The organism is Geomonas azotofigens (genome assembly GCF_018919395.1).
Lineage (GTDB): Bacteria > Desulfobacterota > Desulfuromonadia > Geobacterales > Geobacteraceae > Geomonas > Geomonas azotofigens.
Map to the genome: position 1 here is coordinate 995,625 of NZ_JAHLME010000003.1, position 16,023 is coordinate 1,011,647.

17 protein-coding genes are annotated in these 16,023 nt (G+C 62.5%); 9 read left to right on the forward strand and 8 right to left on the reverse strand.

Annotation, left to right across the window (positions count from 1 at the left end):
• On the forward strand, positions 1-1,935 hold the full coding sequence (locus KOL99_RS14085; protein ID WP_216511081.1) for an HD domain-containing phosphohydrolase: 1,935 nt from the start codon (positions 1-3) through the stop codon (positions 1,933-1,935).
• On the opposite strand, the gene KOL99_RS14090 is transcribed toward KOL99_RS14085, so the two are convergent.
• The gene (locus KOL99_RS14090; RefSeq protein WP_216511082.1) at positions 1,932-2,738 is read right to left on the reverse strand and encodes a class I SAM-dependent methyltransferase; all 807 of its coding nucleotides are present in this window, start codon (positions 2,736-2,738) and stop codon (positions 1,932-1,934) included. The genes KOL99_RS14085 and KOL99_RS14090 overlap by 4 nt on opposite strands.
• Positions 2,739-2,894: 156 nt before the next feature.
• Here KOL99_RS14090 and KOL99_RS14095 point away from each other — a divergent pair, with 156 nt between their 5' ends.
• A complete protein-coding gene (locus tag KOL99_RS14095; protein WP_216511083.1) occupies positions 2,895-4,169 on the forward strand; it encodes an OmpP1/FadL family transporter in 1,275 nt (424 codons plus the stop codon).
• 210 nt (positions 4,170-4,379) lie between these two features.
• Here KOL99_RS14095 and KOL99_RS14100 read toward each other — a convergent pair whose 3' ends face one another.
• The 5 genes from KOL99_RS14100 to KOL99_RS14120 all read right to left on the reverse strand — a co-directional run bounded on the left by KOL99_RS14100 (position 4,380) and on the right by KOL99_RS14120 (position 9,306).
• A complete protein-coding gene (locus KOL99_RS14100) occupies positions 4,380-5,303 on the reverse strand; it encodes a hypothetical protein (RefSeq protein ID WP_216511084.1) in 924 nt (307 codons plus the stop codon).
• A 171-nt stretch (positions 5,304-5,474) separates the two neighbouring features.
• Entirely contained in the window at positions 5,475-6,485 is a 1,011-nt protein-coding gene (locus tag KOL99_RS14105) for a transglutaminase-like domain-containing protein (protein WP_216511085.1), read from the reverse strand.
• 44 nt (positions 6,486-6,529) lie between these two features.
• The gene (locus KOL99_RS14110; RefSeq protein WP_216511086.1) at positions 6,530-7,297 is read right to left on the reverse strand and encodes a rhodanese-like domain-containing protein; all 768 of its coding nucleotides are present in this window, start codon (positions 7,295-7,297) and stop codon (positions 6,530-6,532) included.
• Positions 7,298-7,381: 84 nt separating this feature from the next.
• On the reverse strand, positions 7,382-8,548 hold the full coding sequence (locus KOL99_RS14115) for a double-cubane-cluster-containing anaerobic reductase (protein ID WP_216511087.1): 1,167 nt from the start codon (positions 8,546-8,548) through the stop codon (positions 7,382-7,384).
• Positions 8,545-9,306: an acyl-CoA dehydratase activase gene (locus KOL99_RS14120; RefSeq protein WP_216511088.1), complete on the reverse strand. Its 762-nt coding sequence runs from the start codon at positions 9,304-9,306 to the stop codon at positions 8,545-8,547. The genes KOL99_RS14115 and KOL99_RS14120 overlap by 4 nt, the downstream gene beginning before the upstream one ends.
• Positions 9,307-9,456: 150 nt before the next feature.
• Between KOL99_RS14120 and KOL99_RS14125 the strand changes: the two genes are divergently transcribed.
• Positions 9,457-10,362, forward strand: a complete 906-nt coding sequence (locus KOL99_RS14125; protein ID WP_216511089.1) for a selenium metabolism-associated LysR family transcriptional regulator — start codon at positions 9,457-9,459, stop codon at positions 10,360-10,362.
• Positions 10,363-10,551: 189 nt separating this feature from the next.
• On the opposite strand, the gene KOL99_RS14130 is transcribed toward KOL99_RS14125, so the two are convergent.
• Complete coding sequence (locus KOL99_RS14130; RefSeq protein ID WP_216511090.1) at positions 10,552-10,875, reverse strand: peptide chain release factor-like protein; 324 nt, start codon at positions 10,873-10,875, stop codon at positions 10,552-10,554.
• Between the two features lie 228 nt (positions 10,876-11,103).
• Between KOL99_RS14130 and dmpI the strand changes: the two genes are divergently transcribed.
• The 3 genes from dmpI (at position 11,104) to KOL99_RS14145 (ending at position 12,203) form a co-directional block, all read left to right on the forward strand.
• Positions 11,104-11,295 carry a 4-oxalocrotonate tautomerase DmpI gene (gene dmpI, locus KOL99_RS14135; RefSeq protein WP_216511091.1) on the forward strand — a complete coding sequence of 64 codons (192 nt, stop codon included), beginning with the start codon at positions 11,104-11,106 and terminating at the stop codon, positions 11,293-11,295.
• A 16-nt stretch (positions 11,296-11,311) separates the two neighbouring features.
• Positions 11,312-11,884 (forward strand): flavin reductase family protein, encoded by a 573-nt coding sequence (locus tag KOL99_RS14140; protein WP_216511092.1) that lies wholly within the window; start codon positions 11,312-11,314, stop codon positions 11,882-11,884.
• Between the two features lie 88 nt (positions 11,885-11,972).
• Positions 11,973-12,203, forward strand: a complete 231-nt coding sequence (locus KOL99_RS14145) for a hypothetical protein (protein ID WP_216511093.1) — start codon at positions 11,973-11,975, stop codon at positions 12,201-12,203.
• A 152-nt stretch (positions 12,204-12,355) separates the two neighbouring features.
• On the opposite strand, the gene KOL99_RS14150 is transcribed toward KOL99_RS14145, so the two are convergent.
• Complete coding sequence (locus KOL99_RS14150; RefSeq protein WP_216511094.1) at positions 12,356-13,156, reverse strand: ADP-ribosylglycohydrolase family protein; 801 nt, start codon at positions 13,154-13,156, stop codon at positions 12,356-12,358.
• A gap of 50 nt (positions 13,157-13,206) precedes the next feature.
• Between KOL99_RS14150 and KOL99_RS14155 the strand changes: the two genes are divergently transcribed.
• The 3 genes from KOL99_RS14155 to KOL99_RS14165 all read left to right on the forward strand — a co-directional run bounded on the left by KOL99_RS14155 (position 13,207) and on the right by KOL99_RS14165 (position 16,011).
• Complete coding sequence (locus tag KOL99_RS14155; protein WP_216511095.1) at positions 13,207-13,785, forward strand: acyl carrier protein phosphodiesterase; 579 nt, start codon at positions 13,207-13,209, stop codon at positions 13,783-13,785.
• Between the two features lie 296 nt (positions 13,786-14,081).
• Positions 14,082-14,516, forward strand: a complete 435-nt coding sequence (locus KOL99_RS14160) for a chemotaxis protein CheW (protein WP_328760422.1) — start codon at positions 14,082-14,084, stop codon at positions 14,514-14,516.
• Between the two features lies 1 nt (position 14,517).
• A complete protein-coding gene (locus KOL99_RS14165; protein ID WP_328760399.1) occupies positions 14,518-16,011 on the forward strand; it encodes a CheR family methyltransferase in 1,494 nt (497 codons plus the stop codon).
• Positions 16,012-16,023: the final 12 nt, after the last annotated feature.

Genomic DNA, 16,023 nt, shown 5'->3' on the forward strand with positions numbered 1-16,023 from the left:
GTGATGAGCACACCACTTTACAACAGCAGCATTATCGACATCTACATCAGGCTGATCAGGAGCAAGTACAACTTCGTCAACGTCGGCGAGTTGCTGAGCTACGCCCAGATGACACCGCTGGAGGTGGCTGACCAGGGGCACTGGTTCACCCAGGAACAGGTCAACCTCTTCTACGAGCGGCTGCTCAAACTGACCGGCAACGAAAACATCGCACGCGAGGCCGGCCGTTACGCGGCGTCCCCCGAAGCCATGGGGATTCTCAGGCAGTACTTCCTCGGACTGGTGGGACCCTCGCGCGCCTACAGCCTGATCGGCGACACCGTCAACAACAACTTCGTCAGGTCCTCGGTCTACACCTCCAAGCGACTCAGCGCCAACAGCTACGAAATCACGGTCACCCCCAGGCCCGGCTGCCAGGAGGAACTGTTTCAGTGCCAGAACCGGATGGGGTTCTTCGAGGCCATCGCCAACCTGTTCCAACCCAAGCTGCCGCGCATCGAGCACCCCCAGTGCATGTTCAACGGCGACCCGGTGTGCCGCTACATCGTCACCTGGGAGCAGACCAGCACCGGATTCTGGCACTTCACCCGGAACTACGCCGCCATCGCCATCTTCATCCTCATCGCCTTTTGCTACCAGGCGAACCAGATGAACACCATCTACCTGCTTGCCCCCTGGGCGCTCACCCTGCTCCTGGTCATCAAGATCTGTTCGCTGCGCAGCGAGAAGGACGCCCTGCTCACCAGCCAGAAGAGCCTCAAGGACTTGACCGACAACCTGTTCAAGCGGATGGAGATCAACTACAACAACGCGCTGGTAACCAACGAGATCGGGCAGGCGCTCAGCAGGCAGACCGAAGTCCACGACATCCTCTCCAACGTGATCCAGATCCTGGAGAAGCGACTCGACTACAGCCGCGGCCTGATCCTGCTCAGCAATCCCGAGAAGTCGCGGCTGGTGTTCCAGGCCGGCTTCGGGTACCAGGACGAGCAACTGGCCTTTTTGGGCAAGACCACCTTCCACCTGGACCGCCCCGACTCCAAGGGGGTGTTCGTGATCTCCTTCCGCGAGCAGCGCCCCTTCCTGGTCGCGGACGTGAAGGATATCGAGGGGAACCTCTCCGGCAAGAGCCAGAACTTCGCCAAGCAGCTCCTGTCACAGACCTTCATCTGCTGCCCGATCATCTGCGAGGGGGAATCGCTCGGGATCATCGCCGTCGACAACCTGAAGTCGAAACGCCCCCTGGTGCAAAGCGACGTCTCCCTGCTGATGGGGATCGCGCCGGTCATCGGCATCAGCCTGCGCAACGCCAAGCTGCACGAGGCGAAATCGAACCAGTTCAGCTCCTTCCTGAAGGTCATGGCCGCCTCGATCGACGCCAGGGACCCGCTCACCGCCGGCCACTCCGAGAAGGTCACCGAGTACTCCGACGAGATCTGCGAGGAGCTCGGTCTACCGCGCCCGGAACGGGAGATGATCAGGGTCGCTGCGCTTTTGCACGACTACGGCAAGATCGGGGTCCCCGACGCCATCCTCAAGAAAAACGGCAGGCTGTCCGACATGGAGTACGAGATCGTCAAGACGCACTGTCACAAGACCCGGGACATCCTGGAGCAGGTCAATTTCGAGGGGATCTACCGGGAGGTTCCGGAGATCGCCGGCGCGCACCACGAGAAGATCGACGGCACCGGCTATCCGAAGGGACTGAAGGGGAAGGACATCCCGCTGGGGGCGAAGATCATCGCCGTGGCGGATTTCTACGAGGCGGTCACCTCGCAGCGCCACTACCGCGCCCCGATGCGGGTCGAGGAGGCGTTCCGGCTCCTCAGGGAAGGCGCGGGGAGCCATTTCGACAGGAACATCGTCGAGGCGCTGATCACCTGCCGTCTGCGGGCCACCGAGGAGAACGAGGCCGAAGCGGTCCAGGAAGCCTAGGGCTTGCGGCCACGGCAGGAGATGATGGGCGTGTAGGTGAAACGGCGGGGATTGGTGAAAAAGGCGCGGAACTCGCTCAGGAACTCCTCGTACCCCCCTTCGTATTCGTCGAAGCCGTAGCCTGACCTCTTGGCAGCGACCTCGACCTTTTTGGTCCAGTTGAACTCGTCCACAGCTCTGAGCTCGCCAAAGATCTGGTGGTGCGCCTCCACCTTCACATCGATGTCCTGGAAGCCGAGATCGTAGAGGAAGGAATACAGCTTCCTCCCCACGTAGGGGTCGAAGTCGTCGTTCTCCTCCAGGCTCTTGATAGTGGCGGCGACGGCGCGCTCCATCCGCTCGGACTGGCCGTAGTGGCTGAGGCAGTTGTGGTCGAGGTCGATGAGGCAGAGGATCCCGCCCGGCTTCAGCGCGGCGGAGATGTTGCGCACCAGCTCGAAGCAGTTGGAAAGGTGATACTCGAGGACGAAGCGGCACCAGGCGAAATCGAACTGCCCCAGCCCGGTGAGCGGCTGGTACAGGTCGCAGCGCTCGAAGCTCACCGTGTCGGAACCGTAATGCTCGCGGGCGTAGGCGAGCCGCTGCTCGGAAAGGTCGACACCCACGGCCCTTCCCCCCGGCTGCACCAGTTCCCCGAGCATGCCGGTCGTTTTGCCGGGGCCGCAGCCGATATCGATGACGCTCATGCCGGGCGCGAGACCTGCCCAGCGCGCCTGTTTCTCGGTCACCGCGTTGTCTGTCTTCATTTCAAGCCGGAGGGATTCCTCGGCGTGTTCCATCAGGTACGGTCGTTCCATATGCATCAACTGCTCCCGTTAACCGATCTAAATTATTCGGTTTTTTAGCACGAATGGTATGACGTAGTCAATCACGACAGCCATGTTACCCGTTGGCATGCCGGTTCGTCAACGTCGCAGAGTGCACGGGCCAAAATCCGACTACATATTTCAGGAGGAATCATGAACTACAGGAAGAGCCTGATCGCTGGGCTGCTGGCCTCGGCGGTCTCGCTGGCCGGAGGGTTTTCGTCCTCGGCGCACGCCGCCGGCTACGCCGTCTTCACCCATGGCGCCAGCGCCCTTGGCCAGGGCAACGCCGTGACCGCCCACACCAGCGACGCCAGCACCATCTTTTACAACCCGGCCCTGATGAACAAGCTCGACGGGACGCAACTGATGGTCGGCACCACCGCGATCTTCTCCTCCCGTGAATACTCGAGCTCCATCGGCGGCAACCCCGCGTCCAACGATTCGGTGTTCTTCCCGAGCCACCTCTACGTCACCCACAAGTTCAACGACCAGGTCAGCGCCGGCCTCGGCATCTTCAACCCGTTCGGCCTGGGCACCAAGTGGAACGACAACTGGGACGGCCGCTACATCGCCACCAGGTCCAACCTGAAGACCTTCGACATCAACCCGGTACTCTCCTACCGCGTGCTTCCCTCGCTGACGCTCGCGGCCGGGGTGGACGTGGTGCTGCTCGACGCCACGCTGCAGAGAAAGATCCCCTCCGCAGCGCTCACCCCCCTGCTCGGGTACGCCCCGGGCACCGACATCAACCAGAAGTTCAAGGGGGACGGCACCGGCGTCGGCTACAACGTGGCGGCGGCCTGGGAACCGTGCGAGCACCTCACCGTCGGCGCCTCCTATCGCAGCCAGGTCTACGTCGACGTCTCCGGAAACGCCGCTTTCGCCAGCCCCACCCCGCTGGTGCCGCCGGTCACCGTCCTGAACAGCGGTGGCAAGACCGATCTCACCCTGCCGCCGCAGTTCACCGCGGGTGTCGCCTTCAAGGGGATCGACAAGCTCACCGTGGAAGCCGGGGTGCGCTGGGAGGGGTGGTCCAAGTTCAAGAACCTGGACATCCGCCTGGACAACGGCAGCCAGTCGTTCACCCCGAGGGACTGGAAGGACTCCTGGGGGCTCAACCTGGGGGGAAGGTACCAGGTCGATCCCAGGGTTGCCCTGCTGGCCGGTTACGTCTACGGCGGCAGCGCGGTCCCCAACAGCACCTTCGACCCCTCCATTCCCGACGCCAAGACCCATGTCTTCTGCGTCGGCACCGACCTCGACCTGAAACCGTTCACCGTCGCCGTCGCCTACGGCTACCAGTACTACGAGAACAGGGACAAGAACAACGCGATCAACTTCGCCGGCATCCCGGCCACCTCGGCCAACGGCACGTACCAGAGTGACGCGCACCTGGTCGCCCTGTCGCTAGGCTACAAGTTCTAGCGCGTCAACAGGCATAATCGATACAAAAAAGGCCTCACCCTGATCGGGAGAGGCCTTTTTGTTTATTGATGATCACCTCGCCCTTCGGCAGAGGGTAACCGGCATCGGCAGTTTAGGGCATTCCCCCTCGCCCTTTGGGAGAGGGTGGCCGAAGGCCGGGTGAGGGCTCCGGCAGTTCCGCCTCCCTTCCCGGCGTACCCGTCACCACATCTATTTCTTGGCGAACTTCGGGTCCAGGCTGCGCGCCAGGTCATCGTAGGCGACCAGTGCCTTTATCTGGGGTGTGGTTTTCTTCACCGTGGCGTCGAAGAGCTGCAGCTTGCCGTTGAAGACCTGCGCCTTGTTCCTCAGCGACGTGGTGCTTTCGGCGAGGAAGCTCTTCTCGGCCTTCTCGTCGCTCTTCAGGAAGGACTTCGCCTTGCTGAGCGCCTCGTCGCCGGAACCCACGTAGTGGTTCACGCTCTCAAGAAAGGAGAGCGAGGACGCGGAAAGCTGGGAGGTGGTGGTGAGCCGGTCCTGCACCTCGGTCATCCCCTTCAAGAGGTCCTGGTCGGCGAAACGTACCAACTCAGAGACATCCTGGTTGTAGGTCGGCTTGTTCGGGTCCAGCGCGTCGGCCCGGGACAGGAACTGCTGCGAGGTCCCCAGGTACTTGTTGATGGAGACCGAGGCGGCACCGAGGGAGACCGCGGAGTCGGAGACGAACTTGGTGAAGAGCGAGGCCTGCCCGGCATAGGGAATCGGGAAGAACTTAACGAAACGGGCGGCGACGGAACTGGCCTGGATGTACTTGGAGTAACCCGCCACGTGCCCGGACATCCACTTCACGTAGCTCTCGAACTCCGCCATGGACTGGCGCTGGGTGCGCACATCGGCGGTGATCTCTTTGAGTTTCCTGGAGTTGCGGGCGGCAAGGTCGCTCGAACTGATGCTGCAGCTCTCCAGAGTCTTGATCTTCTCCTGCAGGAGCGCGTTCTCTTTGGCGAGGGCGGCGATGGCGGCAGCCTGGTCGGGGGCAGTAGCGGCGACAGGCACCGGGATGGCCTGGACGGGGGGCGTTTCGGCGGCATGGGCAAGCGGCACTGCAATGCAGGCGTAAAGAAACGAAAGGGTGACAAGGGTGCGGATCTGCACGGGTAAACTCCTAAATTCTTTATGTCGGACCGCAGGGAAAGATACAACAATCGCCCCTGTGAGACAAGGCAAAAGAGCTGGAAGCCGCGCCTGCCGGGTCTTGGCGCAGGAAACGAAAAAAGGCCGCGCCTTGCGGCACGGCCCGGTCGGGTCGGGTCGGTCTTCCCTCCCCTACTTTTCCTTGAAGGTGATGCGGTAGCTGAAGCCCTTCGGGTCGTACCAGTCGAGCACCTTGCCGCCAACCTCCGCGTAGGGGTAGCCGAAGGTGTTGAGCGGCGCGCCGGCCTGCGGCGGGTTGAGCACCACGTCGCGCCCGGAGGCGATCTTGAAGCGGTACGGGTCGATGCCGCCCCAGAAGTAGTCACGGTATTCGCGGGTCTTGGCGTCCTTCAACTCGAGCTTTTCCACCAGCATGGCCTTTCTCACGTCCGCAGGGTCAACCGGCACCCACCCGGTGCCCGGGAGGAAGAACTCGACCCAGCAGTGCTGCCAGGTGGTGATGTCCTCCTCGGCCTTCTTGCCAAGGCGCAGGCCGAACACCTCGCGCGCCGGGACCCCGGCCGCACGCGCCAGCGCGATATAGACCGAAGAGATGTCGGTGCACTTGCCGCCGGGCTTTTTCAGCAGCTCGCAGACGTCGCCCTTGCCGCACCCCACGGTGGCCGGGTCGCGGTACATGTTCTCGCAGGCCCAGTCGTAGATCGCCTTCGCCTTCTCGAGAACCGTGGTCTTGCCTTTCACGATGCCTTGCGCCAGTTTTTTCACCTCGCCATCCACCGGCCCCAGCGAGGTCGGCTTTAGGTACTCGGCGTAGTCGGCCTTGTTCCACGCGGGTTCTTTTGCGGCTAGATCCTTGATCCGCAGTTCCTCGCGCTGCACGGTGAAGCTGTAGACCAGCTTCCTGCTCTTGGCGTCCTTGTCCCACTGCGCGTACAGGATGGGGGTGCCGTTGGCCTGGTCGGTGTAGACCGCCGAGGTGGCGAAATCGCCGCTCACCTTGACGTCGGTCACCTTCTGATTCGCGTCGGAGACCGCATAGGGTATCCAGAGCCTGGTCTCCTTGCCCGCCTCCTGCTTTGAGAGATCGACCTCTACGCTGACCTGACCGCTGCGGCTTTTGGCCCAGGCGGCAGGGGTGAGGCAGAGGGAAAATGCCAGCACCGTCAACAACAACCTCTTCATTCGTGCTCCTTTGTTTCCTTAAGTGATGGGACAAGAAACAGCTTCTACAGCTGCGATTTTACGACGGGGAAGCCGGCTTCCTTCCACTCGGCCAGGATGGCCTGGAAGATGGAGGGATAGGCGAGCTTCATCAGCTTGCGGTAGGCCGAATAGCTGCGTCCGCCGCTGTTGCAGTAGACGATGATCCCCTTCTCCTTGGGGAGCACTCCGGACTTGGCGGCGAAGGTCTCAGCAGGGATGTTGATCGCCCCCTCGATGTGCCCCTCGGCGAACTCGAATTCGTCACGTACGTCCACGAGAACATAGGCGTCCTTTTTCTCCGCCAGGATCTCTTTGAGCTTGGCCGGGGAAAACTTGGAGGTCTCGATCTTCTTGGCGTAGTCCGCGCCGGCCACGATCGGGTACCCTTTTTCCTCCCAGACGGGGAAGCCGTCGGGGTAGATAACCAGGTTGGTGTATCCTGCCTCCTTGGCCTTCGCGGCAACCTTCTTGCTCTTGCCGCACTTGACCCCGTTGCAGTAGAAGACGATCAACGCCCCCTTGTCCTTGGGGAGCAGCGCGATCTTCTTGTCGAACTCCTTGTCCGGGATGCTGATCGCGCTCACCAGGTGGGCCACCTGGTATTCGTCGCTGCTGCGGGCGTCAACCAGGGTGAACGCTCTTTTCTCTTCCAGCATGTCCCTCAAAGCCTCGCTGGAGACGGTTTTGAACTCGGCCTCCGCGGCAAAGAGCGGCATCGCTGCAGTCAAAACCAGAAAAAGCGCAAGCAGTGAAAGGACCGACGTGCCGATGAAACGGGTAAAGCTTTTCATGGTGACCTCCATTTGATTGACATGACATGACAGAATCGACGTGGTACCTGCAGTCGTCGAACAGTTCCCCGTGCCGGCCCCCGCTCAAGGGCGCCCTCCCCGCCTGGTCCCTATCACCTCCAGGAACGCCTCGATGCGCACCTTCAGCTGCTCCGTGTCGGACTCGGAATAGTCGGTTTCGATCTGCAGGAAAGGAACCTGCACCGTCTCCTGCAAATGGCGCTTGACGGTGAACGATTCGACGTTGTAGGTGTGGCACCCCTGCCAGGTAAGATCGATCACCCCGTCTGCCTGGAACTCCTGCACCAGCTTTTCCAGCAGTTGCAGACGCCCGGTGTTGGGCGACATGCACGAACAGGGGACGCGCAGGTACTTTTCCGCGATGGAACGTAGCAGGTCTTTGCCTGGCAAGACGGGATCCACCTTCTTGTAAGCACCGCAACTCTCGAAGCAGACCACGCTCCCCCCCAGTTCCTCGACCAGGCGCACGACCTTTTCCGACCCGATCCCCACCGGCACACCGGTCAGCAGGATGCGCGGGGTCCGGGAAGTGAAGGGAGAAAAGCCGTTATCGCTCAGCCCGGCCAGTTCCGCGGTCAGGCGGTCGATGAGCCCGATGGCCTCCCGCTTGTCCACGGTGAAGCCGCGGTTGTGCAAAACGGTCAGCAGGTCCATCCCCGAGATCGGGGCAGGCTTGCGTTTCAAAAGGTCCTGCAGGGCCTTGAGCGAGCGCCGCTCCTCGTTCAAAAGCAGCACCGCCGCGGCCAGCTTCTCAGGGGTGATCTGCACATCGAACGCCTGCTCCAGGCGTCTTGTCAGGCGTTTGAGCTCAAGGACCCAGTATTCCAGCGCCGCCTCGTCCTGCACCTGCGGCAGCTGCATCAGGTGCAGCGGTTTCATCCGGCCCAGCAGCTCGTACATCTTCTTCTTGCCGTCGCAGGTGGTTTCGGCGAGCAAGAGGTCGGAGAAATGGAAAAAGGGACAGGTGTCGGTGAGCGCGAAACCGTAGCTGGACTTGATCAGCGGGCAAAGCGAACGCGGCAGCACCTTTTCCGCAGCGGGGATGGGCGTCGCACTGGTGCCGCACAGCGATACCGGGATGGCACCGGCGGCGACGATCAGTTCGACCGGCGAGAACAGGCAGTAGGTGCCGACCACCTTCCTGCCGCGGTCCTTGGCAACCTTGAGCGCGATGGCGTTTCGTTCCCTGAGACCGGCGATCTCGTCGAAGCTGGCACAGATTTCCCTCATGCCTCGAACCCCATGATGGCGGCGCCCAGCGCGCCGACCATCTGCGGCGCGTGCGGAACACACATATCGACACCGAGGCTCGCACCGATGGCGCTGCAGAGTTCGCGGTTCAGTGCCACGCCGCCGCTGAAGGTGACCCGGTGCGACAGGGTGACTTTTCCGGCCAGCCCCTGGATCCTCCCGGCGATGGAATGAAAGATACCGGCTGCGATGCTCCCTTTGTCAGCACCGCGGGCCAGCAGGCCGATCACCTCTGACTCGGCGAAAACGGCGCACATGCTGGAGATCCGTGCCGGCGTCGCGCCGACGGCGAGCTGCCCCAGCTGTTCCAGGGATACGTCGAGCACGCCGGCCATGACCTGCAGGAAACGCCCGGTACCGGCGGCACACTTGTCGTTCATGGCGAACTCTGCCACCCGCCCATGCTCATCGACGCTGATCACCTTGCTGTCCTGTCCGCCGATATCGATCACGCTGCGGGTTTCCGGGTGAAGGAAGTGGGCTCCGCGGGCGTGGCAGGTGATCTCGGTGACTTTCCTGTCGAAGATGGGAAGGGAGACCCGGCCGTAGCCGGTCCCGACGATGCTGTGCACGTCGCCTTCGGCGATGCCGGCGCAGTCAAGCGCCTGGCGAAAAGCCTCGAGCCCCGCGGCCTTGGGGTCCCACCCCGTGGGAACCACGATGCTGGCGCGGATCTCTCCATCGAAGAGAACCGCTTTTGTCCCTGTCGAGCCTATGTCGATTCCTGCTGCAACCATCTGTGTGTTTCTCGCTGAAATGAGATGTCGGAAAGAAGAGGGAGATGTGGGAAAAGCACTGACATGAATAACTAATTGACCGGCGGGAGTCAAATTGATAAATTCGATAAAACAAATAACAATGATCGCAATTCTTAATAGGAGGGAGCGGTGAACCTGAAACAACTGGAGGTCTTCATCAAGGTTGCGGAAAGCGGCAGTTTCTCAAAGGGAGCCGAAGCCACCTTCATAACCCAGTCCACGGTAAGCCAGCACATCTCCGCCCTCGAGAGCGAATTCGGGATGAAACTTCTCGATCGCACCGGCAAGGGCGCCCTTCCCACCGAAGGAGGCAAGATCCTTTTGGAGCGGGCGCGCAAACTGGTGGAGTACGCGAAAGAGATCCCGGTTGCGCTGGCGCGCTTCAAGGGGATCGAGGAAGCGGAACTGAACATCGCGGGGAGCAGCATACCCGGTGAATACATGATCCCGGCCGCCCTCCCCCTCCTGATCAGCCGTTTTCCCGGCGTCACCATCGTGCTGAGGCAGGGTGACAGCCGCGACGTACTCGGAAAGCTCATGTCCGAGGAGGTGGAGTTGGGGGTGGTGGGCGGGCGTTTCGAGGAGGAGGCGCTTGAATTCGTCCCCTTTGCCGAGGACGAGTTGGTGCTGATAGCTCCCTGCGGGCACCGTTGGGACCGGAAGAGCGCGATCAGCAAAGAAGAGCTCCTCGGTGAGCCCGTGGTGCTGCGGGAAACCGGTTCCGGAACCGGCAAGGCCACAGCCCAGGCCCTGCGTGAGGCAGGGATCGATCCCGGCAGGTTGCGGGTGGCGGCACACCTGGGGAGCAACGAGGCGGTGAAGCGTGCCGTCATCGCCGGGATCGGCATCTCGTTCGTCTCGGCGGTGTCGGTGCAGTACGAGCTGGAGCAGGGGACGCTGATCCAGGTTCCGGTAACCGGGGTTTCCATCAAGCGGCAGTTCTACCTGGCCAGCCGCAAAGGACGGGAGCTGTCACCGGCCGCCGTTGCCTTCAGGACGATCATGATGGAGATGTACAAGGCACCGAGCGATTAACAAATCTGTAGGGGCGAATAATCATTCGCCCAAGGAGATGCACAAAGCACCGAGCAATTGACAAATCTGTAGGGGCGAATAATCATTCGCCCAAAAGGGGGAGCAGCACTGCCGGCTGCGGTAATCTTCCCCGTGGCAATGCCCTCACCCTGCCCCTCTCCCGAGGGATAGGGGATCTTGACGTTGAAACTAATCGTCCACCGACGACCGCTGCCTCTTCCGCGCCGAAACCGCCTTCTTGTCGGAAAGCCGTTTCTCCTTCGCGCCGCGCGGCACCTTGGTTGCGACCCGTTTCTTTCTTTTCAGCTCACGCCTGCGCAAAAGCTCGGCCAGGCGCTCCAGGGCCTTTTCCCTGTTTTGCGTCTGCGACCGGCTCTCGCTGGCCTGGGCAACGATACCCGTCGGGAGGTGCCGCACCCGCACCGCCGAGTCAGTCGTGTTCCGATGCTGCCCCCCCGGCCCCGAGGCCCGGTAAAACTCGACTTTTATTTCCGATTCTTTTATCTCAACCATTTCCCTCGTCCTCGTTATCTCAAACCCCGGTCACTATACCACGACCGCAGCATACTCCCTAGGATTGCCGCTCTCATTCACTGTGTACGACCGGCACTTACCCGTACAGGTACGGCGCTAAACGTTGAACAGTCGCCCCCTGCGTGAGATAGCGCAGTTGATGCGACCAGTAATATTTGATACATTGGCCCCTTTCGACAACCACAGCTGCCATAAGGAGAGATTCCCATGCCCGTCATCACCATTGATCTCGGCACCATCGAGAACAAAGAGAAAAAGGGTCAACTGGTGCAGGCTTTGACCGAAGCCGCCAGTTCGGTCACCCAGATCCCGGCCGAGAAGTTCATCGTCTTCATCAAGGAAATGGAGCGGGAGAACATAGGGGTCGGCGGCAAACTGCTGTCGGACATCCTCAAGTAAAGGTCCAGGAGGCCATATGAAGAAGAGTTTGGGCAAAGGAACCCACGCCATGCCGACCCCGGTCTGGCTGGTGGGAAGTTACGACCAGGCGGGTAAGCCGAACCTGGCCACGGTCGCGTGGGGCGGCGTCTGCAGTTCCGATCCCGCTGCCGTGACCATTTCGCTGCGCAAGTCCCGCTACAGCTACGACTCGATCCTCAGGCACGGCGCCTTCACGGTCAACATCCCGTCGCAGGCGTTCGCGGTCGCGGCCGACTACGCTGGCATCGCCTCCGGGAAGAACGAGGACAAGTTCGCCCAGGCAGGGCTTACCGCAGTGAAGAGCGACCTGGTCGATGCCCCGTACGTCGCGGAATTCCCGCTCGTCATCGAATGCCGCCTGCTGCAGACGGTGGAAATCGGGGTGCATACCCAGTTCATCGGCGAGATCGTCGATGTGAAGGCCGATGAATCCGTTCTCGACGCCAACGGCCTTCCCGACCCGGCCAAGGTGCTGCCGCTCATCTACAGCCCGACCAACCGCACCTACTACGGCCTGGGCGAGGCGGTGGGAAAGGGTTTCGACATCGGCAAAGAATTGATGAAGTAGCTGGATGCTTGTCGTTCCTACGGTATAATCGTTCGCGTCGTTAAACCTAGGGGCGCCCCTCACCGCCAGCGCCCGCACGGGGATGGCCATGGACGATGATACCTTCAAGAACGAGGTGCTGAACCGGCTGCAGCAGATCATGGAGATGCTGACCTCCATCCTGCCGGAGGCCTGCGTCGAGGAATTGGATGAAGCACGTGACCCCGTCGCCACGCCGAAGGTGGCACAGGCCAGCGATGCCTATGGTATCCACGACGAGATGCAGGATGACTACCGCACCGCCATGGAGAAGTGGAACCTCGAGCACCGCCGCGCGTAACCCCTCCGTTGCAGCCCGCTAACCGGCCGGTGGCCGTGCGCGATCGCGCCCGCGTCACCGGCCTTTCTTGTAGACACAGGGACGCAGAGTGACCCGCCAACCCCAGCCGAGCCGTCGACATAACTGGCCGTAACCGCGCCGCACCTCCTCGGTTACGGCCGCAGCTTAACGTCCTGAATTTCAGACTTCACGAAGCGCGCCTCGAACTCCAGCGTCACCTTCCTGAGCGGCTCGTCCAGAAAGCGCAGCGCCTCCTGCGCGATATGCACCGGGACCCCGCCGTAGTACGCCTGCGCGATGCCGCCGGTGATGCAGGCCAGGGTGTCGGAATCGCCTCCCAGCGACACGGCGAGGCGCAAGGCACTCTCGAAATCCTCCGAATCGAAGAAGGCGGCAAGCGCCTGGGGGACTGTCCCCTGGCAGGAGACATCGAAGCGGTAACCGGGGCGGATCTCGTCGCAGTTCTTGGTGAGTTCATATCCGAAGCGGTCGGTGATGAAGCTGCGCATCTCCTCTTTGGTGGCGCCGGTACGCCCAAGGTAGGCCGCCGCAGCCGCGGCCTGCGCGCCTCTCACCCCCTCCGGGTGCCCGTGGGTCGGGAGGGTGTATTCCTCGGCCTTACGCAGCACCTCTTCCAGGGAATCAAAGGCCCAGGCCGCCGGGGCGATGCGCATCGCGGCGCCGTTGCCCCAGCTTTGGTAAGGGACGGCATACTCGCTCGCGGCCCAGCGCGCGAAGTTCTTGCCGTACCCAGCTTCGGGATACCTGCGGTAGTAGCGCCGCATCACCAGCCCGTACGGCTCGCCGCTCATGATCGCCTCGGCCAGCGCCACGGTCAGCACCGTGTCGTCGGTGAAGCGGCACTTGTCCTGGAACAACGGGAAGACGGTGGTCTTGATGTTGTTCCACTCGTAGATGGACCCGACGATATCGCCGGTCAGCGCGCCAAGCATGTCACCCTCCCCCTACCCCTTCTCTCGACCTTTTGGTATCATCATTTGCCATGAACTACCTCTTCCATCTCTATCTCTCCGGGGACGACCCCGCCATCCTCACCGGCAACTTCATGGGGGACTTCGTCAAGGGACCGCTCGCCGGCCGATTCCCGGAGCGCCTGGGCCTGGGACTCGCGCTGCACCGGCGCATCGATTCCTTCGCCCAGGGGCATCCCGCCTTCACCGCCAGCCGTCTGCGCATAGCACCCGAGTTCGGCCTGTACCGGGGCATTTTGGTCGACCTGTACTACGATCATTTCCTCGCCAGCACCTGGCGGCAATGGCACGAGGAACCGCTGCCGGCCTACCTCGGGCGGGTCAGGAAAATCGTAGAAGGACACCGCGGCCTGCTGCCGGAATCGCTGCAGAGGCTGGTCCCGGTGATCTTCGAGGACATGATTCCCTCCTACCTCACCACCGACGGGGTCGCCGGCGCGCTGCGGCGCATGTCCAGGCGCGTGCCGCGCGCCAATCCCCTGGCCGATGGCGGCAGGGAGCTTACCCGCAACTACCACGCATTGCAAGAGGATTTCCGGCAATTCCTCCCCGAGGTGCAGCGCTGCGCGCGTGAGTTTTCACGGCATTGAGATCAGGACCAACGGCTGCGCCTTTGCCACTGTCAGGACAGAATAGCGGCTGGATTTCCTTTCACCAGTATTGTCAAAGCGACATCGGCCACTGTATTTCCGGAACCTCCAGATCATCGTTAAAAGAGGCAAAGCCCCCCATCAGTACTCCAAGCAGAAACTTCAATTGCAAAAAATCACAAGATCAGTCATAAAGTCGCAACAATCCGCTTGAATAGAAGCCCGACGCGCGGTAAATTAGAGCGCCGTAGTGATGTCGAACCTGGAGAAGACCGATAGACACGATCCACCTGCTCATCTTCGCCCTCGACGGCAAACGCTTCGCCTTGAGCCTTGACCAGGCCACCAGGGTGGTCAGGGCAGCGGCGCTCACCCCGCTCCCCCATGCCCCGGACATCGTGCTGGGCATTCTCGACCTGCAAGGCGAGGTCATTCCCGTGATCAACCTGAGAAAACGGTTCCGGCTCCCGGAGCGCGGCATCGGCTGTGACGACCAGTTCGTCATCGCCCGTACCGGGAGGCTCACGCTGGCGCTCCATGTCGACGCGACCGAAGGGGTGTGCGAGCAGGCGGCCGGTGCGCTCCTGCCGGCAGAGGAGATCGTCTCGGGAACCGAATTTCTTGCCGGCGTCACCCGGACGGCGGAGGGGCTGGTGCTGATTCACGATCTGGACACCCTGCTCTTCCCGGACGAGGAGACGCAGATCCGCGCCGCGCTGGAAGCGCCGTAGCGTGGGCGAGGCACGCCACCACAACGCCCTGGGCAGCTTCGCCCGGTTCATCGCCAGGAACATGGGGCTGCATTTCCCAGAAGGGCGGCTGCCCGTCCTGGCGCAAAAGATGGCCGCGCTGGCGCGCGAGGCGGGTTTCGAGGACTTGGACCACTACCTGTTCCAGCTCATGTCCGCCCCGCTGTCCCAGGAGCAGTTCAAGGCCCTGAGCGCCGCCCTGACCATCGGCGAGACGTACTTCCTGCGTGACCCCAAGAGCTACCGCGTTCTCGAAGAACAGGTACTCCCCGCGCTCATCGCGACGCGGCGCCGCGGCGGCAAAACCCTGAAAATCTGGAGCGCCGGCTGCTCCACCGGCGAGGAACCGTACACCATCGCCATCATCCTGAGCCGCCTGCTGCGGGATCCGGGCGACTGGAAGATCACGCTCCTTGGCACCGACATCAACGAGGAAGCCCTGGAGCGCGCGCGCAGGGGGGTGTACGGCAAGTGGTCCTTCCGCAACGCACCGGGATGGCTCATGGAGTACTTCACCCCCCTCGGGGACGGCCAGTTCGAGATCGTTCCCCACATCCGGCAGATGGTGCACTTCAGGCAACTGAACCTGGCCAGCGACACGGCCGAGCCCGGGGCCCTCACCGCCGGCATGGATGTCGTCTTCTGCCGCAACGTGATGCTCTACTTCCACGCCGAGCAGATCGAAAAGACGGTGGCCCGTTTCCACGCCGCGCTGAAACAGGGGGGATGGCTTTTCGTGGGCCCCACCGAGGTGGACCACCAGAAACAGACCGGCTTCACCAGCCACCACTTCGACGGCGCGGTGCTGCTCAGAAAAGGGGAACCGCGCCGTAAAACGCAGCGCCCAGCCGCCCAGGCCGCACCCGCCGCGCCGCTCCCGACTGGCGCCCCGACTGGCGTCCCGACTGACGCCACGATCGGCGTCCCGGTCAGCGTCCCGCAGGCAGGACTGGATCCGCCCGCCCACGCGCCGTCGCCGGAACCGCTCCCCGCAAGCGTGGAACAGGCCCGCGCCGCGTACCTCGCCGGGCAGTACCAGGAGGCGGCCAGGCTGGCCCTGTGCGCGCCGCACCTCGCCGAGTGCCTCGCCCTCGCCGCGCGCTCTTTCGCGAACCTCGGGCGTTACCAGGAGGCGCGCGAGCAGTGCGAAAAGGCCCTGCTGCAAGAGCGCCTGGACCCGCATGGTCACTACCTGCTGTCCATGATCCTGGAGCAGCTTGGTGACGCGGCCGGGGCGGAGACGGCGGTGAGGCGCGCGCTCTACCTGGACCACGACTACCTGCTCGCCTACTTCGCGCTGGGGAACCTCTGCAGGAGGCGCGGGGAACTTCGGGAAGCGGAGCAGAGTTTCAAGACCGCGCTGCGCCTTTTGCAACGCTACGACCCGGCCGCGGTGCTGCCGGAGGCCGAGGGGATCACCGCGGGGATGCTGGCGCAGTTGATCAAGGGGATGATCGCGGGCCTGAACCGCAGGTAAGCGCGACCGCCG